The organism is Cochleicola gelatinilyticus, from assembly GCF_001637325.1.
GTDB classification, from domain to species: domain Bacteria; phylum Bacteroidota; class Bacteroidia; order Flavobacteriales; family Flavobacteriaceae; genus Cochleicola; species Cochleicola gelatinilyticus.
Genome location: NZ_LRXL01000049.1, coordinates 18,945 through 45,067, shown reverse-complemented (window position 1 = coordinate 45,067; position 26,123 = coordinate 18,945). Strand labels below are relative to the sequence as shown.

At 35.9% G+C, this 26,123-nt stretch carries 23 protein-coding genes; 9 read left to right on the top strand and 14 right to left on the bottom strand.

The genetic code is table 11. The features are described from left to right. The first annotated feature begins 11 nt into the window (after window positions 1–11). Both ULVI_RS12530 and ULVI_RS12525 read left to right on the top strand, forming a co-directional pair. The gene (locus ULVI_RS12530; protein ID WP_068593142.1) at window positions 12–2,045 is read left to right on the top strand and encodes a polysaccharide biosynthesis protein; all 2,034 of its coding nucleotides are present in this window, start codon (window positions 12–14) and stop codon (window positions 2,043–2,045) included. 52 nt (window positions 2,046–2,097) lie between these two features. Then, window positions 2,098–3,408, top strand: coding sequence for a capsule assembly Wzi family protein (locus ULVI_RS12525; RefSeq protein ID WP_157632622.1), 1,311 nt, complete (start codon window positions 2,098–2,100; stop codon window positions 3,406–3,408). A gap of 8 nt (window positions 3,409–3,416) precedes the next feature. On the opposite strand, the gene rfbA is transcribed toward ULVI_RS12525, so the two are convergent. The 5 genes from rfbA to ULVI_RS12500 all read right to left on the bottom strand — a co-directional run bounded on the left by rfbA (window position 3,417) and on the right by ULVI_RS12500 (window position 8,343). Next, window positions 3,417–4,289 carry a glucose-1-phosphate thymidylyltransferase RfbA gene (rfbA, locus tag ULVI_RS12520; RefSeq protein WP_068593140.1) on the bottom strand — a complete coding sequence of 291 codons (873 nt, stop codon included), beginning with the start codon at window positions 4,287–4,289 and terminating at the stop codon, window positions 3,417–3,419. A 19-nt stretch (window positions 4,290–4,308) separates the two neighbouring features. Then, a complete protein-coding gene (gene rfbB, locus ULVI_RS12515; RefSeq protein WP_241780991.1) occupies window positions 4,309–5,385 on the bottom strand; it encodes a dTDP-glucose 4,6-dehydratase in 1,077 nt (358 codons plus the stop codon). A gap of 46 nt (window positions 5,386–5,431) precedes the next feature. Next, a complete protein-coding gene (locus ULVI_RS12510) occupies window positions 5,432–6,721 on the bottom strand; it encodes a nucleotide sugar dehydrogenase (protein WP_068593138.1) in 1,290 nt (429 codons plus the stop codon). 16 nt (window positions 6,722–6,737) lie between these two features. Beyond that, a complete protein-coding gene (locus ULVI_RS12505) occupies window positions 6,738–7,709 on the bottom strand; it encodes an SDR family oxidoreductase (protein WP_068593137.1) in 972 nt (323 codons plus the stop codon). Between the two features lie 205 nt (window positions 7,710–7,914). After that, entirely contained in the window at window positions 7,915–8,343 is a 429-nt protein-coding gene (locus ULVI_RS12500) for an FKBP-type peptidyl-prolyl cis-trans isomerase (protein ID WP_068593136.1), read from the bottom strand. Between the two features lie 209 nt (window positions 8,344–8,552). On the opposite strand from ULVI_RS12500, the gene ULVI_RS12495 reads away from it, so the two are divergent. From ULVI_RS12495 to ULVI_RS12485, 3 genes are all read left to right on the top strand, one after another. Next, a complete protein-coding gene (locus tag ULVI_RS12495) occupies window positions 8,553–10,118 on the top strand; it encodes an NAD(P)/FAD-dependent oxidoreductase (protein WP_068593135.1) in 1,566 nt (521 codons plus the stop codon). Between the two features lie 103 nt (window positions 10,119–10,221). Beyond that, the gene (locus ULVI_RS12490; RefSeq protein WP_068593134.1) at window positions 10,222–11,421 is read left to right on the top strand and encodes a sensor histidine kinase; all 1,200 of its coding nucleotides are present in this window, start codon (window positions 10,222–10,224) and stop codon (window positions 11,419–11,421) included. 337 nt (window positions 11,422–11,758) lie between these two features. Then, complete coding sequence (locus ULVI_RS12485) at window positions 11,759–13,324, top strand: hypothetical protein (protein ID WP_068593133.1); 1,566 nt, start codon at window positions 11,759–11,761, stop codon at window positions 13,322–13,324. A gap of 47 nt (window positions 13,325–13,371) precedes the next feature. Here ULVI_RS12485 and ULVI_RS15595 read toward each other — a convergent pair whose 3' ends face one another. Further along, window positions 13,372–13,524 (bottom strand): hypothetical protein, encoded by a 153-nt coding sequence (locus ULVI_RS15595; RefSeq protein WP_197463513.1) that lies wholly within the window; start codon window positions 13,522–13,524, stop codon window positions 13,372–13,374. Window position 13,525: 1 nt separating this feature from the next. Then, complete coding sequence (gene mnmE, locus ULVI_RS12480) at window positions 13,526–14,923, bottom strand: tRNA uridine-5-carboxymethylaminomethyl(34) synthesis GTPase MnmE (protein WP_068593132.1); 1,398 nt, start codon at window positions 14,921–14,923, stop codon at window positions 13,526–13,528. Window positions 14,924–15,013: 90 nt separating this feature from the next. Here mnmE and ULVI_RS15745 point away from each other — a divergent pair, with 90 nt between their 5' ends. Continuing rightward, window positions 15,014–15,136 carry a hypothetical protein gene (locus ULVI_RS15745; protein WP_262485583.1) on the top strand — a complete coding sequence of 41 codons (123 nt, stop codon included), beginning with the start codon at window positions 15,014–15,016 and terminating at the stop codon, window positions 15,134–15,136. A 53-nt stretch (window positions 15,137–15,189) separates the two neighbouring features. Here the strand turns inward: ULVI_RS15745 and ULVI_RS12475 are convergent, their stop codons facing one another. After that, the gene (locus ULVI_RS12475) at window positions 15,190–17,700 is read right to left on the bottom strand and encodes a LamG-like jellyroll fold domain-containing protein (RefSeq protein ID WP_068593131.1); all 2,511 of its coding nucleotides are present in this window, start codon (window positions 17,698–17,700) and stop codon (window positions 15,190–15,192) included. A gap of 220 nt (window positions 17,701–17,920) precedes the next feature. Between ULVI_RS12475 and ULVI_RS12470 the strand changes: the two genes are divergently transcribed. Beyond that, window positions 17,921–18,289: a DUF4870 domain-containing protein gene (locus ULVI_RS12470; RefSeq protein ID WP_068593130.1), complete on the top strand. Its 369-nt coding sequence runs from the start codon at window positions 17,921–17,923 to the stop codon at window positions 18,287–18,289. A gap of 69 nt (window positions 18,290–18,358) precedes the next feature. Here the strand turns inward: ULVI_RS12470 and dnaN are convergent, their stop codons facing one another. The 6 genes from dnaN to ULVI_RS12440 form a co-directional block, all read right to left on the bottom strand. Continuing rightward, window positions 18,359–19,477: a DNA polymerase III subunit beta gene (dnaN, locus tag ULVI_RS12465; RefSeq protein ID WP_068593129.1), complete on the bottom strand. Its 1,119-nt coding sequence runs from the start codon at window positions 19,475–19,477 to the stop codon at window positions 18,359–18,361. Window positions 19,478–19,619: 142 nt separating this feature from the next. Then, window positions 19,620–21,299: a gliding motility-associated ABC transporter substrate-binding protein GldG gene (gene gldG, locus ULVI_RS12460; protein WP_068593128.1), complete on the bottom strand. Its 1,680-nt coding sequence runs from the start codon at window positions 21,297–21,299 to the stop codon at window positions 19,620–19,622. 5 nt (window positions 21,300–21,304) lie between these two features. Then, a complete protein-coding gene (locus tag ULVI_RS12455) occupies window positions 21,305–21,952 on the bottom strand; it encodes a hypothetical protein (protein WP_068593127.1) in 648 nt (215 codons plus the stop codon). Continuing rightward, complete coding sequence (gldF, locus tag ULVI_RS12450) at window positions 21,949–22,662, bottom strand: gliding motility-associated ABC transporter permease subunit GldF (protein WP_068593126.1); 714 nt, start codon at window positions 22,660–22,662, stop codon at window positions 21,949–21,951. Before gldF ends, ULVI_RS12455 begins: the two co-directional genes overlap by 4 nt. 49 nt (window positions 22,663–22,711) lie before the next feature. Further along, window positions 22,712–23,008 carry a putative quinol monooxygenase gene (locus ULVI_RS12445; protein ID WP_068593125.1) on the bottom strand — a complete coding sequence of 99 codons (297 nt, stop codon included), beginning with the start codon at window positions 23,006–23,008 and terminating at the stop codon, window positions 22,712–22,714. Between the two features lie 15 nt (window positions 23,009–23,023). Next, window positions 23,024–23,854 (bottom strand): SAM hydrolase/SAM-dependent halogenase family protein, encoded by an 831-nt coding sequence (locus ULVI_RS12440; protein ID WP_068593124.1) that lies wholly within the window; start codon window positions 23,852–23,854, stop codon window positions 23,024–23,026. A gap of 122 nt (window positions 23,855–23,976) precedes the next feature. On the opposite strand from ULVI_RS12440, the gene ULVI_RS12435 reads away from it, so the two are divergent. Next, on the top strand, window positions 23,977–24,930 hold the full coding sequence (locus ULVI_RS12435; RefSeq protein WP_068593123.1) for a PhoH family protein: 954 nt from the start codon (window positions 23,977–23,979) through the stop codon (window positions 24,928–24,930). Window positions 24,931–24,995: 65 nt separating this feature from the next. Then, window positions 24,996–25,946: a phosphoribosylaminoimidazolesuccinocarboxamide synthase gene (locus ULVI_RS12430; RefSeq protein WP_068593122.1), complete on the top strand. Its 951-nt coding sequence runs from the start codon at window positions 24,996–24,998 to the stop codon at window positions 25,944–25,946. Window positions 25,947–26,123 lie beyond the last annotated feature (177 nt).

Below are 26,123 nucleotides of genomic sequence, written 5' to 3'. Positions count from 1 at the left end.
CTATTTGAAGTATGAAAGAAAAAATTAAACAAGCTTTGAAAATTATCTTATCGTCGAACGATAATGAATTAGACATAAGAAATGTAAAGTATCTTCCTAGATGGAGTGTGCTTTTAATAGATACATTCTTATTGATCTGCTCTATTGTGCTCACCGTATTAATTTTAAATGATCTTAATATAAAGTATTTAAAGCTGTTAAATATAACACAGCAAGTATTATTAGTTATTGGTGTTAATTTTACTTTTATGATTCTGTATAAGACGTATGCAGGGTTAATTCGACATTCTTCATTCATGGATGCCTTCAAGCTTTTGCTAGCATCTGTAAGCACTGTTACGGTTCTTTTCGTAATTAATTACAGTATGCTTTATGTAAAAGGGGAAAAAATATATCTTAATTCTTCTCTTATCCTTTATCTTTTTATTTCGTTTACGTTCTTATTTCTGTTTCGTCTTGCAGTAAAACAATTATACGAATATTTTAAAGTTTCTCAACGTACGGAAACTTATGAAAATGCAGTGATAATTGGCGTTGACGATGCAGCTATATCAATTGCTGCTGCCTTGGATATGGAGCACCCCCAGCGATTTAAAATTAAAGGGTTTGCTTCAAGAAATTCTTCTGCAAAGCGATTGCAAATTTTAGGGAAGCCTATTATAAAAGTAGGAGATAAAATCTCAGATGAGCTTAAAAGACTTAATGCAAATGCTGTTATACTTTCTGGGAACAGTCTTTCTGCAAAAGTAAAATTCAACATTGTTGAGGATTGCTTAGAAAATAATATTAAAGTATATAATTCACCTTTAGTGCTAGATTGGAGTGAAAATGTTTCGGTGGCAAAACAGGTGAAGAATCTTCAAATTGAAGATTTATTAGAACGAGAGCCTATTGTATTACACAATAAAGAAAAGTCGAAACAATTAAATGGAAAAGTAATTTTAGTTACGGGTGCTGCAGGATCAATAGGTAGTGAAATTGTAAGACAACTCGCTAATTATAATCCTGAATTATTGCTTATTTTAGATCAAGCTGAAACTCCGTTGCATAATCTTCAGTTAGAGTTAAGAGCGAATTTTCCTGACCTGAACTTTAAATGTATTATTTGTGATGTCGCTAATAGAAATCGATTAGGAACCTTTTTTCAGAAATACCCAATCGAGGTAGTGTATCATGCTGCAGCATATAAACATGTACCGTTAATGGAAGATAACTGTGCTGAAGCAGTCATCACAAATATTTATGGAACAAAAAATCTTGCTGATCTCGCAGTACTAAATAAAGTATCCAGATTTGTGATGGTTTCTACAGACAAAGCCGTAAATCCAAGTAATGTGATGGGAGCTTCGAAAAGAGCTGCAGAAATGTATGTGCAATCCCGTAGTTTTCATAAAAATAGTGTAGGAGTACTTTCTAAAACAAAATTTATAACTACACGGTTTGGAAATGTTTTAGGATCCAATGGAAGTGTTGTCCCATTGTTTAAAAAACAAATAGAAAAAGGAGGTCCTATAACCATTACACACCCAGATATTATTCGTTATTTTATGACGATACCCGAAGCTTGTCAATTGGTGTTAGAGGCTGGCGCCATGGGGAAAGGTGGTGAGATTTATATTTTCGACATGGGTGAGCCTGTTCGTATTATGGACTTAGCGGTAAAAATGATTAAATTGGCAGGGTATATTCCCAACGAAGAGATTGACATTAAAATTACAGGATTACGTCCTGGAGAGAAATTATACGAAGAACTTATTAGTGACAGTAGCCGTGCACTTCCCACGCATCATGAAAAGATCATGATTAGTAAAGATTATATCGAAGACTTTGATCTAGTAAGTAAAGGCATTAACAAACTCATTGAAGCAGCCTTAAAATTTGATGAAAATAAAGTTGTTACCCGTTTAAAAAATCTTGTTCCCGAATTTATTAGTAAGAACTCAGAGTTTGAATCTTTAGATACTGACGAGGAAATTATTGAAGCGCCCGAAAAAGATTTAACAGTACCCGTTAAAAATAAAGCCGTTGAACACCATAGTAAGTAATTCCCCTTCAATACATTTCAAGGTTTTTTGTAGCGTTGCAATAGCAATTTTAATGGGACTAACATCTCATATTGTAAATGCGCAAAATTTCGATATTGAAACTACAGTTTCTGGAGGTGGTTTTGTTAGTAACGATAACGAATTACCTTTCTGGATTGTAGCAAATTCTTATGGCGCTATATTTTCTGAAACAGATTACCTTGGTACAGTCCAATCGAAAGCGACGTACAAACTCTCTAAAAGCTCAAGTATTGAAGTAGGTGCAGGAGCATTTCTTCGGAACGGTACAAGCGATGAAGTACAACGAGATGAACTGTATCTGGAATTTCGTAATAGCTGGCTAAAAGCTACACTGGGAAGCAAACGGGTCGTAGATAAATTTGGAGGACTGTCTGTCGTTGCAAATAATTTTTTTCGATCTGGAAATACACGAGCATTACCGGGACTTATTTTAGAAGCTTCAGAACCTTTAAAATTGTCCGATAAATTTGAGATAGATTGGGCTATAGCGCATTACAGTTTAAATGATGATCGGTATGTAGATGACACCCGACTTCACTACAAGAAATTTCATTTAATTTGGAATTTAAACAATAAAAGCTTTCTAAAAGGAGGAATCACCCATTATGCACAATGGGGTGGATTTTCGCCAGAAGATGGTCAACAACCAGACGATTTCAGTGCTTTCATTGATATTTTTCTTGCCAAAAAAGGAGGTGGTGAAGCGGCACAAACAGATCAAGATAATGTTTTGGGAAATCACTTAGGAAGTTACGATCTAGAATATACATATACTCCTTCAACGGGAAGTTATTCTCTATACCATCAACACCCTTTTGAAGATGGATCTGGAACACGTTTAAAAAACTTTCCTGATGGAATTTGGGGATTTAGTTTTATGCCAAACGCTAAAGATTATACACCTTTTGTGAAAGCACTTATTATAGAATACATACAAACTACAGATCAAAGTGGTTCTGGAGGCGTAAGTGGTAGTGATAATTATTTTAATAGTGGTTTTTATCGTTCCGGTTTTTCGTATGAAGGAAGAAGTATTGGTTTGCCATTTATTTATTTTAATCAAGACCTAACCAGAACCGCTAACAGTAGGGTTAGAGGAATTCATTTCGGTATTTCGGCAAGTCGAAAAAAATGGGCGTACTTTTTAAAAACCAGTTTGATAAATAATTTGGGAACTTATGGAGCTCCTATTCTTCCAAAGGAACATACAATTTACAACAGTTTTAAAATTTCATATACGATGGAAACCTACGGAACGTTTTCTATGAATCTTGGATATGATTATAGTGATAGACGTGAGGATGTCTATGGGGGGCAAATGCAATACAGTTATTCTTTCTGAAGCAAAAATCATTCAGCAATTTTCTGAAGGTATTTTTGATAACTACTTTTAGAAGTGCCACTAGCAAGTTTTTGAAGTTGTTCTTTCGAAATAAATTTCATCGCATAGGCTATTTCTTCTAAACAAGCAATCTTCAAACCAGTACGGTGTTCTACAGCTTTTACGAATTCGGTAGCTTCTGTTAACGATTCGTGAGTTCCGGTATCTAACCAGGCAAAACCACGACTCATAATTTGAAGTTTTAAATGATCCTTTTGCATATACTGTTGATTTACAGTAGTGATTTCAAGCTCTCCACGATTAGAAGGCTTTACTTGTTTTGCAATATTAATAACAGAATTTGGATAAAAATACAAGCCAACTACCGCAAAATTAGATTTTGGTTCTTCAGGTTTTTCCTCTATACTTTTTACGTTGTTATTTTCATCAAACTCAACAACGCCATATCGCTTTGCATTATGCACATAGTTTCCGAAGATCACAGCTTTATTCTCAGTATCAACCGTTTCTACCGCATTCATTAATAGTTGCTTTAAACCTGCTCCATAAAAAATATTATCTCCTAATACAAGACATACAGAATCACCACCAATAAATTCTTCTCCTAAAATAAATGCCTGCGCTAATCCGTCGGGAGAGGGTTGAACTTTATAACTAAATTCCATACCAAGATCGTGCCCGTTTCCTAACAAACGTTCAAATCCAGAAATATCATTTGGCGTTGAGATAATAAGTACTTCTCTTATACCTGCCAACATAAGTACAGACAAAGGATAATATATCATTGGCTTATCGTAAATAGGAAGTAACTGTTTACTTACTCCCAATGTTAATGGGTGTAATCTTGTTCCTGACCCCCCTGCCAAAATAATTCCTTTCATAGCTTTGATGTTCTTTTATTTAATCTTGAAGATATTGATTTTTATAATATTCTTGATATGCGCCAGAAGTAACATGTTCTAACCACTCTGTATTATCAAGATACCAATCTATAGTCTTTCTAAGCCCTTCTTCGAAAGTAACGCTAGGAGACCAACCTAATTGCGTGTTCAACTTAGAAGCATCAATAGCATATCGTAAATCGTGGCCTGGGCGATCTTTAACAAAGGTGATTAGTTTTTCACTACTTCCAGATTCTCGTTCCAGTTTTTCATCCATAATAGAACATAATAATTTGACAAGGTCTATATTCTTCCATTCATTAAATCCACCTATATTATATGTTTCATTTTTCTTTCCAGCATGAAAAATAAGATCTATAGCGTGAACGTGATCTAAAACGTACAACCAGTCCCGCGTGTAATTCCCATCGCCATAAACAGGTAGTTCTTTTTCTTGAATAATATTATTGATGAATAATGGAATTAACTTTTCAGGAAAATGATTTGGACCATAATTATTTGAACAATTAGAAATAACATACGGCAATTTATAAGTTTCTCCATAAGCTCTTACAAAATGATCTGAGCTCGCTTTACTAGCAGAATAAGGAGAGTTAGGGTCGTAAGAAGTTGTTTCTGTAAAAAGCCCCGTAGAACCTAAGCTTCCATAGACCTCATCTGTACTAACGTGATAAAAAAGCTTATTTGAAAATGTTTCTTTCCAATGCGCTTTTGCTGCTTCAAGAAGGGTAAGTGTACCTATTACATTTGTTTTTACAAAAGCCAGAGGGTCTGCAATAGAGCGATCTACATGCGACTCTGCCGCTAAATGAATTACCGCCTCAATATCGTGTTCGATAAACACTTTCCGAATAAATTTCGAATCATTTATATTTCCTTTCAGAAAGGTATAGTTGGCTTCATTCTCAATATCTTTTAAATTCTCTAAATTACCTGCATACGTTAGGTCGTCGAGATTAAAAATGGAATATTGGGGGTATTTGGTTACAAAATAACGAACTAAATGAGAACCTATAAATCCAGCTCCTCCAGTGATTAAAATGTTCTTCTTTTCTTTCATGATAATGTTTTTCATGAGGATTTTTAAAAGGTTCTATTGCTCAATACACAATATAAATTAGTTATAATTTTGCGTTGGCCTTCTCTCCAAAAATCCCTTTTACATCATAAACAACTGTATTCTTAGTTTTAAATTGCTCTAAATTCAAGGTTAAAAATTCGTTGTGAGCTACTGCTAGAATAATCGTATCAAATTTTTCTTTTGGACATTCTTTAAGGGTTGTAATTCCGTATTCTTGATATACATCGGCTGGATTTGCCCAAGGATCGTATATAGTTACATTCGTTTCAAAATCGGTAAGGTGCTTAATCACTTCAACGACTTTCGTATTTCTTACATCTGGACAGTTTTCTTTAAAAGTTATTCCGAGTACTAAAACTTTAGAATTTTTAATCTTAAGATCGTTCTTTACCATAAGTTTAATAACTTCACTGGTAACATACTGCCCCATGCTATCGTTCATTCTGCGTCCAGCAAGAATTATCTCTGGATGATAGCCTATTTCTTGTGCTTTTTGAGCTAAGTAATAAGGATCAACTCCTATACAATGACCTCCAACTAAGCCTGGTTTAAAAGGTAGAAAATTCCATTTTGTACCTGCTGCTGCTAACACGTCATGCGTATTGATATGCATCATATTAAAAATCTTGGCTAATTCATTAACAAATGCTATGTTAATGTCTCGTTGAGAGTTTTCTATAACCTTCGCAGCTTCTGCAACTTTTATACTGGGTGCTAGATGCGTTCCGGCAGTAATAACCGAAGCATACAAAGCATCTATTTTCTTTCCAATTTCTGGAGTAGATCCAGAGGTAACTTTAAGAATTTTTTCTATAGTATGTTCTTTATCTCCAGGGTTAATTCGTTCTGGTGAGTAACCCGCATAAAAGTCGGCATTGTAAGTTAGACCAGAAATTTTTTCAAGTATAGGAATACATTCTTCCTCTGTTGCCCCTGGGTAGACGGTCGATTCGTAAATTACAATATTGTCTTTTTTTAAGACAGCTCCTACTGTTTCACTCGCTTTTATTAGTGGTGTTAATACAGGTCGGTTGTTTTTGTCTACGGGGGTAGGTACTGTTATAATATAGTAATCACACGTTTCAATATCTGAAAGACTACTAGAACAAAATAATCCATTTATTTGATTCTCTCCTAGGGTCGTATTTTTTTTAGAAAGCACGTCTTGCAAAATCTGGTCTGAAACCTCTAATGTACTATCATGACCTCTCATAAGTTCACTAATTCGTTCTTGATTTATATCAAACCCTACCACACGATATTTAGTTGCAAAAAGTCTGGCAAGTGGCAGCCCTACATACCCTAATCCAATTATTGCAATTTTATTCATGTGTTATTAATGAAAGTTAAAGATTTTTCCAATACCATTTTATGGCTTCTTCAATGCCTTTTTGGAAAGAATGGCTTGGGATATAATTTAGTTTTTTGGTCGCTTTTTCGATAGATGCCAAAGAATGTGGAACGTCTCCTTTTCGAACTTCACCATAGTTAATTTTAATCGCAGCTATAGAGGTATCGTAATGAGAAAGGGTAGAACGTATAACCTCTGCCATTTCTTTAATAGTGACCCTATCGCCAACAGCAGTGTTATAGACTTGATTCAATGCATCTATGTTTTGCGTTGTGATCGCAAGATAGTTCATTTGTATCACATTGTCAATATAAGTAAAGTCTCGAGAATAGCTACCATCACCATTAATAACAGGGGATTGGTGGTCGATAAATTGTTTTACAAATTTTGGAATTACAGCTGCGTACGCCCCATTAGGATCCTGTCTTCTTCCAAAGACATTAAAATAACGCAACCCTATAGTGTCTAGACCATAGGTCTGTTTAAAATTGGCAGCGTACAATTCGTTCACATATTTGGTGATAGCATAGGGAGAAAGAGGTTTGCCAATATTTGCTTCAACTTTTGGAAGACTTTCAGAATCTCCGTATGTTGAAGAACTTGCAGCATACACAAAACGTTGTACATTATTATCCCGTGCTGCAACTAACATGTTTAAAAAACCAGAAACATTTACATCATTACTAGTTATCGGATCATTAATAGAGCGAGGTACCGACCCCAATGCTGCTTGGTGAAGAACAAAAGCAACATTTTTACATGCCGATTGACAGGTTTTTAGATCTCGTATATCCCCTTCAATAAGGGTAAAATTAGTATGATCTAAAAAAGATTGAATATTTTTTTTATGCCCTGTAGCGAAATTATCAAGACATGTTACCTCATAATCTTTCGATAAAAAATACTCACATAAATTAGAGCCAATAAAGCCAGCTCCTCCAGTAATAAGTATTTTTTTTTCGTTCATTTTTATGGCCTTATGCGACAATTACTCCACATATCAAAATTGTGGAAATTACAGTTTTCAGTTGCAAATATACAATTGTAACTATCTAATGAATTAGAAGTGTAAATATAATATCATTTATAGGGAAACGGTAGGGTTACAAACAAAAAAAACACCAGATTTCTCATCTGGTATTTTTTGTAATATTGTTAAATGATACTGAGTTTTATTGAATAGACATCAACTCTAATTCAAAAGTTAGATCTTGCCCAGCGAGAGGATGATTAGCATCAACAACAATATGATCCTCATTAACTTCGGCAACGCGTAACTGGCGCTCAGACCCATCAGGATTTTTAGCCATAAGCCCCATACCTACTTCGGGTTTGATATCTTGTGGCAATTCTTCTTTACTGATAGGTTGAAATAGTTCTTTTTTCACCTCACCATAAGCCTCTTCTTTCGGAATACTTACCGTTTTCTTTTCATTAACTTCCATATCTAGAATACCATTTTCGAAGCCAGGAATTAACATGCCCTCACCTAATGTGATTTCTAATGGATCACGTTCTAGCGAACTGTCAAAAACTTGGCCATTACTTAGTTTTCCAGTGTAATGTACTTTTACGGTATCGTTCTTCTTTACTTTACTCATAATCTACTGACTTAAAATTCAATTAATTTTGAAGCGCAAATCTATATAGTCGCCAATGGAAGACATGGCTCTTTCTACTTTATTCGTCTTATTTAGGAAAACCTTAACGATTAACAGGTTTTAAATGTTAAAGGAAGCACTAAAGATTACTTACAACGTTTAAAAATTCCTTTTAAAAAGCATTTTCTTTTGAAGTATCTTTGAAGCAGATGAGCACATTGGTACAAATTTTAGTATTTCCACGACAACAAGACGATCTCGATTTTGTATTGGAAACAGCATTAGAAAAGGCAAAACTTCGGAAAGCAAACATTAGTGATTGGCGTATTCGGAAACGTTCTATCGATGCTCGAAGAAAGCCGGTTAAAATTAACCTTCAAATAGAATTTTGGGGAAAAGAAGAGAAACGATCTTCACAAAAAAGTTTTCAACCCTTACTATCTGCTGAATCATTATCACAGCAAGAAAAAGTTTATATTATCGGAGCAGGACCAGCAGGTTTATTTGCAGCACTTCGCGCGATTGAAGCTGGATTACAACCAATCGTATACGAACGAGGAAAAAATGTTCGTGAACGTCGTCGTGATTTGGCAGCCATTAATAAAGATCATATCGTAGATCCCGATTCAAATTATTGCTTTGGAGAAGGAGGCGCAGGAACTTATTCTGACGGAAAATTATATACGCGTTCTAAAAAAAGAGGTAATGTGCTAAAATCATTAGAGTGGTTTGTACATTTCGGTGCCGATGAAACCATTTTAGTGGATGCGCATCCACATATAGGTACTAATAAGCTTCCAAAGATCATTACGAGCATGAGGGAAACAATTATCGAGGCTGGGGGAGAAGTTCATTTCAATTCTAAGTTAACCGATATTAATGTTGATGCAGACCGTATTACCGGTATTAAAATTAATGATGGCAACTGGATTTCTGCTACTCATGTAATCTTGGCTACAGGGCATTCGGCTCGCGACATATTTTATTTATTACATGAGAGAAATATTTCCATCGAAGCAAAGCCTTTCGCTATTGGTGTTCGCATAGAGCACCAACAAGAATTAATCGATAGAATCCAGTATCATGGCGATGATGAGAACCCGTATTTACCACCTGCTTCTTATGCATTGGTAGAACAAGTAGATGGAATGGGAGTATATAGCTTTTGTATGTGTCCTGGAGGAATCATTGCTCCTTGCGCTACGGCTCAAGACGAAGTAGTAACCAATGGATGGAGTCCGAGTAAACGAAACAATCCGTATGCAAATTCAGGAATTGTAGTAAGTGTATCCCCAGAAGATCTACCAAATTACACTCCAGAAGATCCATTCGTTTGCCTAAACTTTCAGAAAAAGGTAGAACATGATTGCTGGAAGGCCGCAGGTAGCACTCAAAAAGTCCCTGCGCAGCGGATGATCGATTTTGTGGAAGGTGTAGTTTCCGAAGACTTTCCGAAGACATCCTACCAACCAGGTATTATTTCGGTAGATCTTAATACTATTCTACCAGATTTACTTACCCGAAGATTACGAATCGCTTTTAAAACTTTCGGAAGAAAAATGAAAGGCTATTACACCAATCAGGCTGTTTTACATGCCCCTGAAAGTAGAACATCGTCTCCAGTCTCTATTCCTCGTAATCCAGAAACATTAGAGCATATTCAAGTTAGTGGATTGTATCCCTGTGGAGAAGGGGCAGGGTATGCTGGCGGAATTATTTCTGCTGCAATAGATGGTATAAATTGTGTAGATGCTATAGCCGCCAAACTTTCTTAAATTATTTCTATTCTGTATGAATGCATATAGATTAAAAAATGTACTTTAAGTTAGAGTATCTTTACGAGCTTAAAAAATTAATACAATTTCAGAAGTACATGTAATGAATGATAAAATTGAAATTTTAGAAAAAGATAGATTGGATTTTATTAATTCATTAGAATTACTAGATACCCTTCCTGAAGGAGAGTTCGATACCCTTACGAAGTTGGCATCCAAATTTTTAAAAGCACCTGTGTCCCTTTTTAGTATTGTGGATGAGAACAGACAGTGGTTTAAATCTCGTGTTGGTTTTGAGGCGTGTGAAACGCCGAGAGATGTTTCATTTTGTGCGCATGCCATTACACAACCTGAAATTTTTATTGTTGAAGATGCCGACTCAGATCCGCTTTTTTCGAATAATCCATTAGTGACAGCTAAAACAAAACCAGTAAAGTTTTATTCTGGGGTTCCAATAATTATCGATGGAAAATACCCTATTGGAACCTTATGTATTATCGATCACAAGCCAAGGGTATTATCTAATGAAGAAAAAGAAATTTTAATAGGTCTAGGCAAACAGGTTGAAAAACTAATAGAACTGAGAATTACAAATTTAAAAGTTGAAAAACAACAAGACGAATTGTTGAAACAACATTCCCGATTACAAGAATTTGCGGGAGTAATCTCTCATGATATGAAAATGCCACTTGCTAATTTGATCATTACAAGTGATATTTTAAAGAAAAAGTATGCACACTTATTAGATAAAGAGGGCTTTAAATATTTAGACTATCTAAAAAGTAGTTCTCTTACTTTAAGTGATTACATAGGGAACATTTTAAAATATTATGAAACAGAAGGGATCACCGGACAAGAAAAAACAACCTTCGATGTGTATGAATTATTAGAAGAAATTATCGAATTACTGCAACATACCGAAAAAACTAATATAGCACTACCAGAAGATAACTTAATACTACATTCAAATAAAGCAGCGCTAGAACAAGTTTTTCTTAACTTAATTACCAATGCACTTAAATATAACGATAAAGAGGTTTCTGAAATTGAAATTGAATGTGACGAGGATGAAACCTACTACCACTTTTCTGTGACCGATAATGGCATGGGCATCGACAAAAAGAATATTGCACTAATATTCGACCTTTATGAAAATTTAGGCAATGTAGATAACAAGGGAAACAAAGGACACGGAATAGGCTTATCCATGATTAAAAAAATATGCGTAAAACTTGGCGGAGATATCAAAGTTTCAAGTGAACCTGGAATAGGTACTCAATTTAAATTTTGGATCGAAAAATAAGCATTTTTTTCAGAAATTATATTGTCCATATTATAACAACTATTGTGACTCAATGTGACATTGAAGATATATGTTACTCTTAACGAAATTAATATTTATCTCTTTTTTGACCATTTAATTGATAAAATTAGTGTTAAAAAAACCATTTGCAAAAAGCAAAAAAGCGTATTTAATCGATGATATATGTTTTTTTGTCGAAAAAATAAACAGTAAGGGGAGGTTGATTAAAAATATAGTGAATTATACTTGTAGGAAAGCACTTATAGAGAGTACTTTTGCCGAAAATTACGCCCTATTATTTTAACCTAATTCTGAAAAGAAATTTTCCCCTTATGTTATGATTAGATTGACTCTACTTATTTTTCTTATTTCATTTTCTTGTTTTTCTCAAGTAGGTATTAATACCATTACCCCATCTGCAGATGCTATTTTAGATATTGAAAGTTCAGATAAAGGAATGTTAGTACCTCGTGTAGCCATTCCTAATCTAAATTCAATTGCGCCAATTACTGGTGGAAGTTCAGAAAGTTTATTAGTGTACAACACAAACGCTACAACTGGAAAAGGTTTTTACTATTGGAGTGGATCTCAATGGGTATCATTGAGAACAGCAGAAAAAAATATTTATACCGATAACGGAAGTTTAAATTCAAACAGAGAAGTATCTCAAAATGCGAACACGCTACAATTTACGGGTAATGTTGGTCGCAATGCATTGACTATTAAAAGAACCTCAAATACTACAGAAGCGGGTCTGGCCTTTAGAAATTCAGGTAATTTTTATGATGCTTCTATTTATATGGAAGCGAATCCTGGCTCAGGTCTGGTAATTGCAACAGGTACAAATCAAGGGATAGTTGATGATGTAGTGCCAACTGTTATCTTTAATGATGACACTTCGTCGTCTTTTAGTAATGAAGTTAGAATCTATGAAGGAACTGCCAACGCTCCCGGGGAGGATGTAACAACTCGAGTATATTCAAATGGTGACGACGGAGTTATAGCGGTGAACCAGAACGGAGCAACAAACCATCAAATACATGGAAATAACACAACTTATTTTAACGATCAACAACTTGATGTAGATTTTCGTGTAGCAACACATAATAATGCAAATACCATCTTTGTAGACGGTGACAAAGATAATGTAGGTATCGGTACTGGAGCACCACATCCAGGAGCAGCCTTGCATATTAGCAATAACAATAAAGGCTTTTTAGCACCACAGGTTAGTTTAACAGGGATTACCGATAACACGACCATTCAGCCTTCTAACACCGAAGGGATGATGGTTTATAATATTGCAGATACAGGGTCAACTTTTAATGATGTAAGCCCAGGTTATTATTATTGGACTGGATCAATATGGAATAGGTTAAGTGACCGAGGTTATAGTATGAAGTATAAACAAACAGCAGCAGTAAGAGCTAGTGCTAACAGTTCAACCTATAGAACGTTAACGGGATTAGATAAAACCATTACAGTGCCCGTATCTGGAACTTATCAAATTCTTGTTAATGCCTATTATGCTATAGAACAACCAACAGGGACTACAAACACTGGAGGAACAGTACAGCATCACAATTCTGCAGGCCAAGGATCTATTCGTCTTCGTATGAATAACACAAAAACCTTAGAAGAAAAATATGTAGCATCGTATGGTATGGCATTTCCCGACGGACAAAAATTCTATGCCCATGGGCAATCTGTAACTATGATTATAAACATAGATTTAATCGCTGGACAAAATTATCAATTTGCTGTACAGGGGAGAGAATGGTCAAAGTTTAACAGTACAACAGAGGGTGTTTTTGGATGGAATACCGCCTCTCATATTGGGAGTAATGGAGTAGGAGAAGCTCAATATGGAGATATGACCATCACCTTGATAAATCAATACTAAAAAGACATAAATAGCGTTTTTTAGTGCCCATTGCATAGCGATGGGCACTATTTTTTTTGAGCATTAATTTTTTTATTTAATTCTTTAAGTCGCGCTTCTCTGTCTGCTTTTTTTTTGGCTTCTTTGTTCTTTTTTTGAGCCATTAATTTTGCATGCTTCGCCTTATTTTTGGTGTTTTTCGCACTTCCTTTTTTCGACATATCACTTTCCAATACAAAAGTTAGCAAAAATATTTCCTAGTAATTCATCGTTCGAGATCTCTCCAGTAATCTCCCCAAAATGATACAACGCTTGGCGAATGTCGATGGCTAGAAGATCACCCGATAACCCTGCATCAATTCCTTCTTGAACTTTAATAATTTCTTCTAAAGCCTTCAGTAACGAATCATAATGCCGGGTATTTGTTACAATGGTATCATTGTTCCGAAGTGCTCCTGTATTTACAAAATTTAATAGTGCAGACTGTAATGCTTCAACACCTTGTCCGGTTTTAGCAGAAAGAAAAGTAAGATCCGAAATTTTGTTCTTATAATTTAAAATAGTTTCTTCTGAAAGTTGATCGGCTTTATTGGCAATAATCACTAATTGCTTCTGCGGAAACCGATTTCTAATTTTTTCTATTTCATTTTTTAATTTCTGAAGCTTTTCATCCGAATTTTCAATTAAAGAAGCATCAAATAAATAGATCACTACTTGAGCGGCTTCCATTTTTTCGAACGTTCGTTTTATTCCCATTCCTTCCACCACATCGACTGTCTCTCTAATTCCAGCGGTATCTATAAACCGAAAACCAATTCCACCAATTGTAATCTCATCTTCTATGGTGTCTCGTGTGGTTCCTGCGATATCACTTACAATGGCGCGTTCTTCATTTAAAAGTGCATTAAGTAAGGTCGATTTCCCCACATTAGGTTCTCCTACAATAGCAACGGGAATTCCATTTTTCAAGACGTTTCCAGTGGCGAACGAATCGATAAGCCGCTTCAATACCAATGTAATTTTTGAAATTAATTTCTGAAACGCTTCCCGATCGGCAAATTCTACATCTTCTTCAGCAAAATCTAATTCCAATTCAATTAATGAAGCAAAATTTAATAGTTCCTCCCGAAGTACTTTTATTTCAGAAGAAAACCCACCTCGCATTTGTTGTATCGCCAGCTGATGACTCGCAGCACTGTCTGAAGAAATAAGGTCTGCCACAGCTTCCGCTTGACTCAAATCCATTTTTCCATTTAAAAAAGCACGCAAGGTAAACTCACCAGCTGTCGCCATTCTGCATCCCTTCCGAAGACATAATTGTATAATTTCCTGTTGTATAAAAGCACTCCCATGACAGGATATTTCAACCACATCTTCACCCGTATAGCTATTCGGGTTTTTAAATACCGTGGCTAGTACTTCATCAATAATTTTATGCCCGTCTTTAATGTGCCCTAGGTGTACTGTATGCGTTTTTTGTTTGGAAAGTTTCTTTTTAGAAATTGATATAAAAATAGAGGAGGCGATAGTAATAGCCTCTGCTCCCGAAAGTCGAATAACAGCAATGGCTCCTGCGCCAGAAGGTGTAGCGAGTGCTACTATAGTATCGTGATGTTCCATGAAGTGCAAAGGTATTAAATAGGAAGCATATCATTTCTTTAATTGTGAAGGAATACAGTATCTTTGAAACCTTCTTATAAATTTAAAAATATGACACAGAAGCCAGATAACAATGGAATGAAAAATGTAGTTATTTCGTTGTTAATTTTTATAGGGGTAGCCTTGGTAGCATACCTTATAACTACTGGACTTATCTCGTATTTTAAAGGATAAAAAAAGAAGGAACACATTGGTTCCTTCTTTTAAATTATGCATACTTACATGTATTATTCGATAATAATCTTTTTTGTTCCAACAGTTTCAGAATTATTCTGAAGGCTCACTAGATAAACACCCGTAGCATTTCCTTGTAAATTTACCTTCACATTAGTAGCACCCGATTCCACAGCTACTGTTTTAATAATGCGACCCAAATAATCGTGAATTTGTACTGAAGTAATTGTAGTTCTCTCATCTATATCCACAAAGAAAATTCCCGTCGACGGATTGGGGTACATGCTAAAATTTGAAGCAATAACATCATCCTGTCCAAGGGTTACGTCTGTTGGAGAATTTCCATAAGAAATGAGATACGATGATACGATGAGGTGGGGGTTAAATCCGTCATTGCAATTCGGGCAGGTAGTTCCGCTTTCACAATCGGGGTTGTTTGGGTGGCAAAGATCTCTGTAACTTTCATCGAACACATACCGCAGGGTAATCGGATCACCTTGTACATACGGTTGCATATCAAAATCGAAAAATTGAGCGATCGATCCTGGACACCAACCAGCTCGATCAAAATACCAAGTACCGCTTTGGGGGCTACATCCATCGGGATTAGGGTTACAATCTACCCAGTTGTATTGTTCGAAAGCGGGGTTTCCATCGACTGTTATTTGATGTGTGTTCGCTTGAAACTCTGCAGCATTTCCAGTATTATTGTCTCCCCATCCATGTCCTGATGACACTAGTTTAACTTTTGCAGTTTCAGTATTTTCCGAAAAAGTAACCCCAAGATGTTCGGTGGGTTGTAAATTAGCCATGTCACCAAATTGATACGTTTGGTACCATAATTTTTCTACGTTGCTGTAGGCATATTCGGGAACCCCAGCTGTGTAAGTGAGTAACAGTGTGTATTCAAATCCGTTGCCCTGAGTACCAAGATTTACCCGAAACTTGGTTTTCCCCAATAATAAAGATGCAAAGTCAGTTAGATCGATATCACTTTGGCAAGCGACACCGTAAGGCGTTAAATACCGAATAATCTCATACCATTCTCCGTTCTTACCTTGTGCTTCCACAGAAGAAACCCGATCCCATGGATCACAACCACCCTCGGGGCAGTCGATAACAAGTGTTCCGCTAATTTGATCGAATGCACCTATAGAACTTGGTAGTTCTGCTTCAACAGTAAGTGTGGGCACATTTCCATTGACCCATACATGATCGGTTGCCATTGTAGTGGTGTTTGAGGCCTGTTCTACAATAGTGATGGTTTCAATCTGTTCGTTTAATTCGCCATAGTTATTGGTAGCGCCTAAAATAATATCAAAACTTTGATACCCAGTTGGAGCCCACCATCCGGTGTAATGTCCATTTCCGTGATCGGTTAATTCCACAAATCCTCCATCTATTTCCACGGTAATTTCATCTATTGAAAAAAGTTCTGGATACGCAATGTCCGCACGTATAGCAACTTGTAAAGGAATAAGTGAAGAAGCAAATACATCTCCATATAATGGGTGTAGTATTTCTGCTTCCACAAGAACTTCAGCAGGATCTAAGACTTGAAAACTAACAAATACATCTTCAGCAGGATCCCAAGTATCGTCTCCTGGCTGACTTGCTTTAACAGTAACTTCTCCTGCTTCTCCAGTTAACGTAACCATATTTCCGCTAACAGTAGCTGGACCTGAAACGATTTCAAAAGTAATAGGTAAATTAGAATTCACAGATGCTTCTAATTCAAAAGAAGGATCACTAATTAATTTGTTCGGAACAGGAAGAAAATCGATCGCTTGAAATCCGTCTTCTAAGTCACCACCAAAATTGGAAGTTTCGCCAATTAAAGCGAAGTTTCGTAATTCTGAATTTTTTTCTGAAACACCACTTTGATCTAGTAATTGTGTGATTGTTGTATTATTACCACCAGGTGTTCCTTGGTTAAATTTGTAATAGACTTGAAGGTCTGTTTCATCACCTACCAATTCGTTTTCCATCATGTCTTGTATTTCACTTACGGTAAGTGCTTTACTCCATAACGATACTTCGTCTGCGCGTCCTTTAAAAACGAAGTTGAATCCAGGTTGAATACATTTTCCAATAGAGAAGGGACGAGTAGTACCTTCAAACATTCCTGAGGCGGGACTACTTCCTATAGAAACACCGTCTACAAATAATTCAACCGTATCTTGATCGAATATCCATGTGATATGTTGCCATACACCAGCCTGTATTGTTCCTTCAGGAGCGACAACCTGATGCAGCCCCGTAGTAGTTATTACACGACATTCTACAGTTCCGTTATTCAACTGTATAAGATACATTTCTCCAGACCCAGTTCCTCCTCCGCGAATGCTCATCATACCTTGTCCGTATGTAAGGGCGTCTGTATAAAACCAACCTGCCATACTAATGGTATTAGAGTTGGTAACGTATTGTGCACCGTTTTCGAGTTCTGTATAGTCATCAACTCCATCAAAATGAAGATATTGATTAGATTGGGCATGTAGAGATATGTTTCCCACAATAAGAAAAAACAGAAAAACGATACTTTTAAAATAAAGGTGTTTCATAATAGTAGTTAATTAAAAAAATGAAGAGAATGAGTTTTTTTGTACTTCCGTAAAGCTACAAAAATATGTTGTACTCTTTTAATTAGCATTTATATATTCCTGTGGGACCTAGTTAGATATAGGGTTTTTTATTCGTGGCTATATGAATTATAGAAATTAATCTGTAACAAAAAACAAATTTTTACCACCTATTATATGTAACCAATTAAAATCAATTAACATGGAAGTAATCAACCACACTCATACAGGAAAAAGAACAGACACACAATTACTTGTCGTTACACAGCTTTCACAATTGCTTACTTATATTACTGGATTTGGAGGTCTGGTAGTTCCATTAATTATTTGGCTTGTTAAGAAAGATGAGGTTTCAGGTATGGATATTCATGGAAAGCAAATTGTAAATTTTCAATTAAGCATGATCTTATTTGCTTTAATAAGCATCCCATTAATTTTTGCTTTTGGCTTAGGTGTTTTAACTCTTATACTTGTAGGAATAGTTTCTTTTATCATGCCGATTGTAAATGCAGTAAAAGCCAGTAATAGTGAAGCTCCCAATGAATTTATGACGATTCGGTTTATTTCTTAAAATAGTACTTTTATGTATAAAAAAAGCCCACTTAAAAAGTGGGCTTTTTTATTGTCTTAAAAATAAAGTTTAACTATTCAACATCACTGGCATTACAAGCATGGTTACTTGTTCACCTTCATCAAGCCCATCTACCGGAGTTAAAATACCAGCACGATTAGGAAGTGACATTTCTAACGAAACTTCGTCGCTAGTAAGATTGTTCAGCATTTCGGTAAGGAAACGTGAATTGAAACCAATCTGCATATCGTCTCCTTGATAATCACAGGTAAGACGTTCTTCCGCTTTGTTACTGTAATCGATATCTTCCGCAGAAATATTTAATTCAGCTCCCGCAATTTTTAAACGAATTTGATGTGTCGTTTTGTTCGAGAAGATCGAAACACGTCGTACACTGTTCAAAAACTGATTGCGTTCTATCGATAATTTATTCGGGTTTTCCTTCGGGATCACTGCTTCGTAATTAGGATATTTCCCATCGATCAAGCGACATACCATTTCGGTATTTTCGAACATGAATTTTGCATTGCTCTCATTATACTCGATAGTTACATCTTCTTCACTTCCGGCAAGAATACTCTTTAATAAATTTAGAGGTTTCTTTGGCATAATGAATTCTGCCGTTTGCGATGCTTGTACATCTGCGCGCGTATATTTCACCAACTTATGTGCATCGGTTGCTACGAAGGTTAAACTTTCCGTAGAAAACTGAAAGAAAACACCACTCATTACTGGACGAAGGTCATCATTTCCACTTGCAAAGATTGTTTTAGCAATTGCTGTAGCAAGAATATCACCTTGGATAATTGTTGCCGAAGGATCGTTTAATTCAACAGGGGTGGGAAACTCCTCCCCATCGGCATACGCTAATGCATATTTACCGTGATTCGAGCTAATCTCTACAGTGTTATTGTCTTCAATTGTAAAAGTTAGCGGTTGCTCAGGAAACGTTTTTAAAGTATCTAAAAGCAATCGTGCAGGAATACATACCTTCCCTTTTTCACTACTCTCCACATCTAATTTAGAGGAAATGGTAGTTTCTAAATCTGAAGCAGATACGGTAAGTGAATTTCCATCCAGATCGAATAAAAAGTTGTCTAATATGGGTAGTGTATTATTACTGTTAATAATACCTCCAAGCACCTGGAGTTGTTTCAATAAATATGAACTCGATACAATGAATTTCATGTAAGGTTATTTTCTAAATTAATTTCCGCCGTTCGTTGCTTTTAACGATTTGGTTTGTCGTGTCTCACGCCCATAAAAGGATAGGCGTACAAGTACAAATATATCCCAATTCGCACGTTTGTAAAAACTAACTTATTAACAACTAGCGTTGGTATTTGCGCCTTCTAAGGTAACTGAAAATAAATCCGAACATCGCCAGCAATCCTAACGGTAACAATAGATTAAGCAATTGCCATTGGGAGCGTTCTGCTGCGGTTTTTTGCGGATCTAGAAAAGGAACCGAGATTTCCTTGGTACGAATGTTTATAAGTCCGCTGTCGTCCAGTAAATAATTCACGGTATTGAGTAAAAATTCTTTGTTTCCGTAGAACGTTTGTGTGTATTTATCGAACCCTAATTCCAACGGGCGGTTGCGATCGATCTGATTTTTAATCACATCACCATCGCTAATTACGACCATTTTAGTAGGGGTGGAAAGCTCTTTTTCTTCGGAAAGTTGAAACGGTTTTATTCTGTTTTTAAATGCTGATGTAAATTCGCCCTCCAATAAAACTGCAAGCGGTGTTTCCCCAGCGTTAAATTCTGAAGGATTTGGACCTTCATTTACAATTTTTAAATTCTTCGGAATTTCTTTATCAAGATCGATAGGAGCGGGGAGTCCCACAATTTTAGTAATGGGCGAGGTACTAAGAAGTACGGTCTTCTGAAGCGCATTCGGTAAGGTGTCGATCGCACTCGCGTACTCAAATTTTACAGCTTCAATATTGGTTACGATAGGGTGCGTATTATTGCTTGCACTCAACGGATTATAAAACCAAGGATATCTGTTGTATTGCGAATCATTTTCACTTCCGGAAGCCAGCACGATAGGAGCAGAGTAAACATCGTTCACCAAATTCGGATTAATACGGATCCCATATTTAAAGAAGAAATCGTTTATGTTGAGTTCTTTTCCAATGGCAAATGTATTTCCACTATTGGTATCTACTACATTTTCCGTAGCATCCACAAGCCATAGCGAGGCACCGCCCTGCATAGTATATTGATCTAAAATGTATTTCTCACTATCGCTGAATGCTTCGGTAGGTTTGGCAATAACGATGAGGTCGAAACCACTAAGTTGCTCGTAAGTTCGTTGCGGAGCTACAGCAGCAGAATCGAGCGTAAACGGTGCGATATAATAATAGTCTTTGAGAGTTTTAAAAAAGTCGGCTACATATTTATCTTCTAGTTCTCCATTTCCTTTTAAGACGGCAACTTTACGTCGTTTCGGTTGCGTTAGCTGGCTAAATGCATCGGCAAAAGCGTATTCCAGATTTTGAACAGAACTATACACCCGCTCTTCGGAAGTGGCACCTAATTGATTTTTTAGTAATGGAACGACCACCGTTTTATCGTTATAGTAAACCAGTGCCCACGGATAGACCAGTTCGGTGCTAACTTTTCCATTTTCCTGCACTTCTACCTGAGCAGGCTTAATGCCAAGTTGGAATAATTGCTGCTGAATGGCTTCAGGATCGTTTTCTCCTTCTAACGGATTTAGAAAATTGTAAATTATATTAGGATTGTAGGCTCTAAACTCCTCTAGAAGTTGTGTTGTTTCTGTCTGAAGGCGTTTGAATTCTGGAGGAAAATTTCCATCCAAAAACACTTCGATCACAAGCGGTGAATCTACTGTCGCAATGGTTTCTTTTGCAGCTTCAGATAGCGTATATCGCTTATCCTGGGTGAGGTCGAAGCGATGGTATACAAATCCGGCTAGAAAATTAATTCCTATAAACAGAATTAACAGAATCGCTATGTAGGTTGCTTTTTTATTCAAAATAATTAGCTTCCGCAGAACTGATTATAGAATTCTACGATATTTTTTAAATCTTTGTATTTCCATTCCCGACTATCGGTGTACTCAATGATTTCAGGACAATCTGCAAACCACTTTCTGGCTTCTTTCCGAAACTTGAATTGTATATCTTCTACTACTTGTACTTTATCCCTGCGACCTAAAAAGAACCGATCGAACTTTTCAAATAGACTATCAATTCCAGGGCCGGAACCAAATTGACCAGTTCCATGATTATAAGTTGTAACAGTTGATTTTAACTTGTCAAGTGTGGCTCTTTCATAGGAATCTAAAGTAATTTGATCATTAAAATCATACTTCCATCTTACAAATAAAGATATAGGTCCCTCTACAATTTTCTGAGCTAACTTATACTTGTCGTTGAGTACTACATACTCGAAAGTATTATACGGCTCAATATCAAACGTAATAAGTTTCAGTAAATATTCATCAAGTTCTTCTATCGTAGCCTCTTCATCAATTTTAAATTCAACATGTTCTTTCCCATTAAATCGTGCTAGCCCTGAAAATTCATCACCATCATGTAAAGTTATTGTTGCCGGATGAAAAATTTTCTCTGCATACACCGTTAGGCTAACTGAAAATAGAAATAGAATTACAAAAATTTTTTTCATTTTCTTTTTAATTTTAACATGGTAAAAAAGTAGAACAAGGCAGCAATACTCAAAAAATAAACAAGGTCTCGAGTATCTAAAACCCCTCGTGCTACACTATCAAAATGTGCTTTCATTCCGAAATATTCTAACGACAATGAAGGAATCATAGTTGCAACTCCTTCAAACCCGTAATACAATACAAAACAGATAAAAACGGCAGTAATAAATGCTACAATCTGATTTTCAGAAAGCGTAGAAGTAAAGATGCCGATGGCGGTGTAACTTATAATTAAAAATAATAAACCGATATACGAACCAATCGTGCTTCCTACATCCCAGTTTCCGGGTGGGTTTCCCAATTCAGAAATAGTAAACACATATAATAATGTTGGGGTAAGAGCAATTAGAATTAACAAAAAAGCTCCAAAAAACTTACCCAATACGATGTTTGGAAGCCCAATGGGTTTGGTGAGTAAAAGTTCTAAGGTACCCATTTTTAGTTCGTCACTAAAGGCACGCATGGTTACGGCAGGAATAAGAAAGAGCAACACCCAAGGAGCTAGCTGAAAGAATGCAGAAAGGTCTGCAAATCCCGCATCGAGAATATTAAAATCGCCATTAAAAACCCACAGAAATAATCCGTTAATTGTTAGAAAGATTCCAATTACCAAATACCCGATCGGGCTGGCAAAAAAACTATTAATTTCTTTCTTTATTATTGCAAACATATTTTTTAGACTAAAAATTCTCTTTAGCTAAGGATTTGTTATTAAAAACTTATACTAAACTAGCCAACGTATCTACGCTCCATGCCTGAGCTTTTTCTTTAAACATAGGTTTTGTTTTTGCCCATACCCCTTTAAACAATTCACTGTGTCTGTAATTTTCTAGGTCTTGCTCTTCTTTCCAACGACTGTAGGTAAAAAAGATTGTAGGATTATTTTTGTCGTGGTACAATTCTAAAAACAAACAACCCGGATAGTTTCGGATTTTTTGTTTTACGGTTTCAAAATTAGCTAAAAATTCAGGAATCTTTATTTCGTCGAATTCCATTTTTACAATTCGGGTAAACATAATTTGTTTTATTTTTTATTCAAAATTAACCGTGATCGTATCTCTGTATTTAAGTCCGAATAAGGATGAGGCACTACCAACGGTGCTGGGATTGCTTTTGTAGATTGATAGTTCTAAATACCCAGAAGAATTCCATAGAGCTAATTTTTTGCCGTCCTCTTCTCTTTTTTCTTTGGCGATTTCGAAATTAATTGCATCACTATATCTGTTGTAAATTGTGCTAAATACGGCCGTTCGGGCTGTGATTTTAAAATTTCTTCCCTTTCCGATATCATCAAAAAGTGTTTTAGAAATATTACAGATCACATTTCCGTAGTTATCGATATAAATTACATTTCCAATAATTTGATTGGTTTCTCCATTTACCACCGGATTGATTCCTGTTAATTCTTTGATTTCAGTAATAGATTTACCAATCACTTCAAGGGTTCCACCACGCGCAATGTGACATGCTACTTTTACAAATACGTCCAGGACTGGAAAATTAGTTGTTATGCGATCGTGAATGTTAATCTCGACAATTTTTTCAGGATTTATTTCATTGGTAAGCATGGAGATAATTCCGTTGTTAGCACAAATAAAGTAATGGCCATCAAGCAAAACAGCAATATGTTTATTCTCAGGGTTTAACTCACTGTCGATCCCTATTATATGAATGGTTCCTTGTGGAAAGCTTCGGTATGCATTCTGAATTATATAAGCAGCTTCTGTAAGATGAAAAGGAGAAATGGAGTGCGAGATATCAACAATTCTAACGGTATCTAATTCAGTATAGATAGCGCCCTTCACAGCCCCTGCAAAGTGGTCTTTCTCTCCAAAGTCGGTTGTAAGGGTGATAATCGGCATAGGCAGATTGTTGATATTTTGTTGATTCAATTACCACAAAAATAAGGTACTTTTAGTATTGGAAAAACTATATTTACACATAGTATAAAATCTTATAAACAATACGATAAATCCCGCTGCTTTTGAACGAACTTATCATCGAATTAACCGAAATTAGTCCACGAGATTTCTTTGGACTTCAGAATACCAACATAGATACTCTAAAGAAGTATTTTCCAAAATTAAAGATTGTTGCTCGCGGTAGTAAGATAAAAGTATACGGCGATGAAGAAGAATTAGAAGAGTTCGATCGTAGAATTACTATGTTACTGGATCATTTTGCGAAGTATAATAAAATTGATGAAAATATCATCGAACGCGTCTTATTAAGTCGAAGCAAAGAAGATTATGAAACTTCAGCGAGTAGCGGTGAAGTCTTAGTGCATGGTGTGAGTGGTAAATTAATTAAAGCACAAACTGCCAATCAGCGTAAGCTTGTAGAACTTATGAGTAAGAACGATATGGTTTTTGCCGTTGGCCCTGCCGGAACTGGAAAAACTTATACAGGAGTTGCATTGGCGGTAAAGGCATTAAAAGATAAAGAGGTGAAACGGATCATACTAACACGTCCGGCCGTCGAAGCTGGAGAGAATCTTGGTTTTCTTCCTGGTGATCTTAAAGAAAAACTCGATCCGTATATGCAACCTTTATATGATGCATTGCGTGATATGATTCCACATGAAAAATTAGAATCGTATATCGAAAAAGGAGTTATACAAATCGCACCCATGGCATTTATGCGTGGACGTACCTTAGACAATGCTTTTGTAATTTTAGACGAAGCACAAAATACAACGCATGCACAAATGAAAATGTTTTTAACGCGAATGGGGAAACATGCCAAGTTTATGATTACTGGAGATCCCGGGCAGATCGATCTTCCCAGAAGAGTTATATCTGGATTAAAAGAAGCATTGCTTGTTTTAAAAGATGTTAAAGGGGTAGGAATGATTTTTCTAGATGACAAAGACGTAATTCGTCACAGACTTGTAAAAGAAGTAATTTCCGCATACCGGGCAATCGAGAATGTTGACTAAAATTAAAACAAATTAAATACAAACTGTAGCTTGCTATATTTTCTAAATTAAAAATAGGTTTCCAAATGAGCAATACCATTACCAAAACAAATTTTAATTTTCCAGGACAGAAAGACGTTTACCACGGAAAAGTTAGAGAAGTATACACACTAGAAAATGATGTGTTGGTAATGATAGCTACCGATCGGTTAAGTGCGTTCGATGTGGTTATGCCAAAAGGAATTCCCTATAAAGGGCAAATTTTAAATCAGATTGCTACAAAGATGATGCGAGACACAGAGGACCTAGTGCCAAACTGGTTAACTGCCACGCCTGATCCTAATGTTGCAGTCGGTATCGCATGTGAGCCATTTAAAGTCGAAATGGTAATTCGGGGCTATATGAGCGGTCACGCTGCAAGGGAATATAAGGCTGGTAAGCGAATACTGTGTGGAGTCGCAATGCCAGAGGGTATGAAAGAGAATGACGCTTTTCCAGAGCCTATTATTACTCCTGCTACCAAAGCTGAAATGGGCGATCACGATGAAGATATTTCTAGAGAGGATATTTTAAAAAGAGGAATTGTTTCTGAAAGTGACTACCTTCAGTTGGAAGAGTATACCAAAAAATTGTTTCAACGAGGTTCTGAAATTGCAGCAAAGCGAGGCCTTATTCTCGTGGATACTAAATATGAATTCGGAAAAACAAAAGAAGGAAAAATTGTTCTTATAGATGAAATTCATACCCCTGATTCTTCACGTTATTTTTATTCTGAAGGATATTCAGAAAGACAACAAAAAGGAGCACCACAAAAGCAACTTTCTAAGGAGTTTGTTCGCCAGTGGTTAATAGAAAATAATTTTCAAGGACTTGAAGGACAAAAAGTTCCAGAAATGACCGATGCGTACGTTGCATCTGTATCAGAACGTTATATTGAACTTTATGAGAATATTACTGGAGAAATATTTAGAAAAGCTGACGTTTCTAATGTATTAGGACGAATTGAAAAAAACGTTGTTGAATTTCTCAACGAGTAACACAAAATGCTATTTGAAAAAAACTTATTCTAGACAGACTACTATAGAGAAAATCACATTACTTTCCACTTTCATATAGAATAATTTTACTCCATCGTACTACTTTTACATTTCTTAAATATTGCTTAATAAACACTAAAATTTTCTTAACAGTCTAAGATTGATGTTTAATATTTA

Coding starts and splice junctions, on each gene's coding strand:
- ULVI_RS15595 (WP_197463513.1), bottom strand. CDS start 13,524: ATGTCGAAAAAAGGAAGTGCGAAAAACACCAAAAATAAGGCGAAGCAT.
- ULVI_RS12495 (WP_068593135.1), top strand. CDS start 8,553: ATGAGCACATTGGTACAAATTTTAGTATTTCCACGACAACAAGACGAT.
- ULVI_RS12475 (WP_068593131.1), bottom strand. CDS start 17,700: ATGAAACACCTTTATTTTAAAAGTATCGTTTTTCTGTTTTTTCTTATT.
- ULVI_RS12470 (WP_068593130.1), top strand. CDS start 17,921: ATGGAAGTAATCAACCACACTCATACAGGAAAAAGAACAGACACACAA.
- ULVI_RS12485 (WP_068593133.1), top strand. CDS start 11,759: ATGATTAGATTGACTCTACTTATTTTTCTTATTTCATTTTCTTGTTTT.
- dnaN (WP_068593129.1), bottom strand. CDS start 19,477: ATGAAATTCATTGTATCGAGTTCATATTTATTGAAACAACTCCAGGTG.
- mnmE (WP_068593132.1), bottom strand. CDS start 14,923: ATGGAACATCACGATACTATAGTAGCACTCGCTACACCTTCTGGCGCA.
- ULVI_RS12440 (WP_068593124.1), bottom strand. CDS start 23,854: ATGCCGATTATCACCCTTACAACCGACTTTGGAGAGAAAGACCACTTT.
- ULVI_RS12505 (WP_068593137.1), bottom strand. CDS start 7,709: ATGAACGAAAAAAAAATACTTATTACTGGAGGAGCTGGCTTTATTGGC.
- ULVI_RS12455 (WP_068593127.1), bottom strand. CDS start 21,952: ATGAAAAAAATTTTTGTAATTCTATTTCTATTTTCAGTTAGCCTAACG.
- ULVI_RS12500 (WP_068593136.1), bottom strand. CDS start 8,343: ATGAGTAAAGTAAAGAAGAACGATACCGTAAAAGTACATTACACTGGA.
- ULVI_RS12525 (WP_157632622.1), top strand. CDS start 2,098: ATGGGACTAACATCTCATATTGTAAATGCGCAAAATTTCGATATTGAA.
- gldF (WP_068593126.1), bottom strand. CDS start 22,662: ATGTTTGCAATAATAAAGAAAGAAATTAATAGTTTTTTTGCCAGCCCG.
- ULVI_RS15745 (WP_262485583.1), top strand. CDS start 15,014: ATGACACAGAAGCCAGATAACAATGGAATGAAAAATGTAGTTATTTCG.
- ULVI_RS12510 (WP_068593138.1), bottom strand. CDS start 6,721: ATGAATAAAATTGCAATAATTGGATTAGGGTATGTAGGGCTGCCACTT.
- rfbB (WP_241780991.1), bottom strand. CDS start 5,385: ATGAAAAACATTATCATGAAAGAAAAGAAGAACATTTTAATCACTGGA.
- ULVI_RS12445 (WP_068593125.1), bottom strand. CDS start 23,008: ATGTTTACCCGAATTGTAAAAATGGAATTCGACGAAATAAAGATTCCT.
- ULVI_RS12430 (WP_068593122.1), top strand. CDS start 24,996: ATGAGCAATACCATTACCAAAACAAATTTTAATTTTCCAGGACAGAAA.
- ULVI_RS12530 (WP_068593142.1), top strand. CDS start 12: ATGAAAGAAAAAATTAAACAAGCTTTGAAAATTATCTTATCGTCGAAC.
- rfbA (WP_068593140.1), bottom strand. CDS start 4,289: ATGAAAGGAATTATTTTGGCAGGGGGGTCAGGAACAAGATTACACCCA.
- ULVI_RS12490 (WP_068593134.1), top strand. CDS start 10,222: ATGAATGATAAAATTGAAATTTTAGAAAAAGATAGATTGGATTTTATT.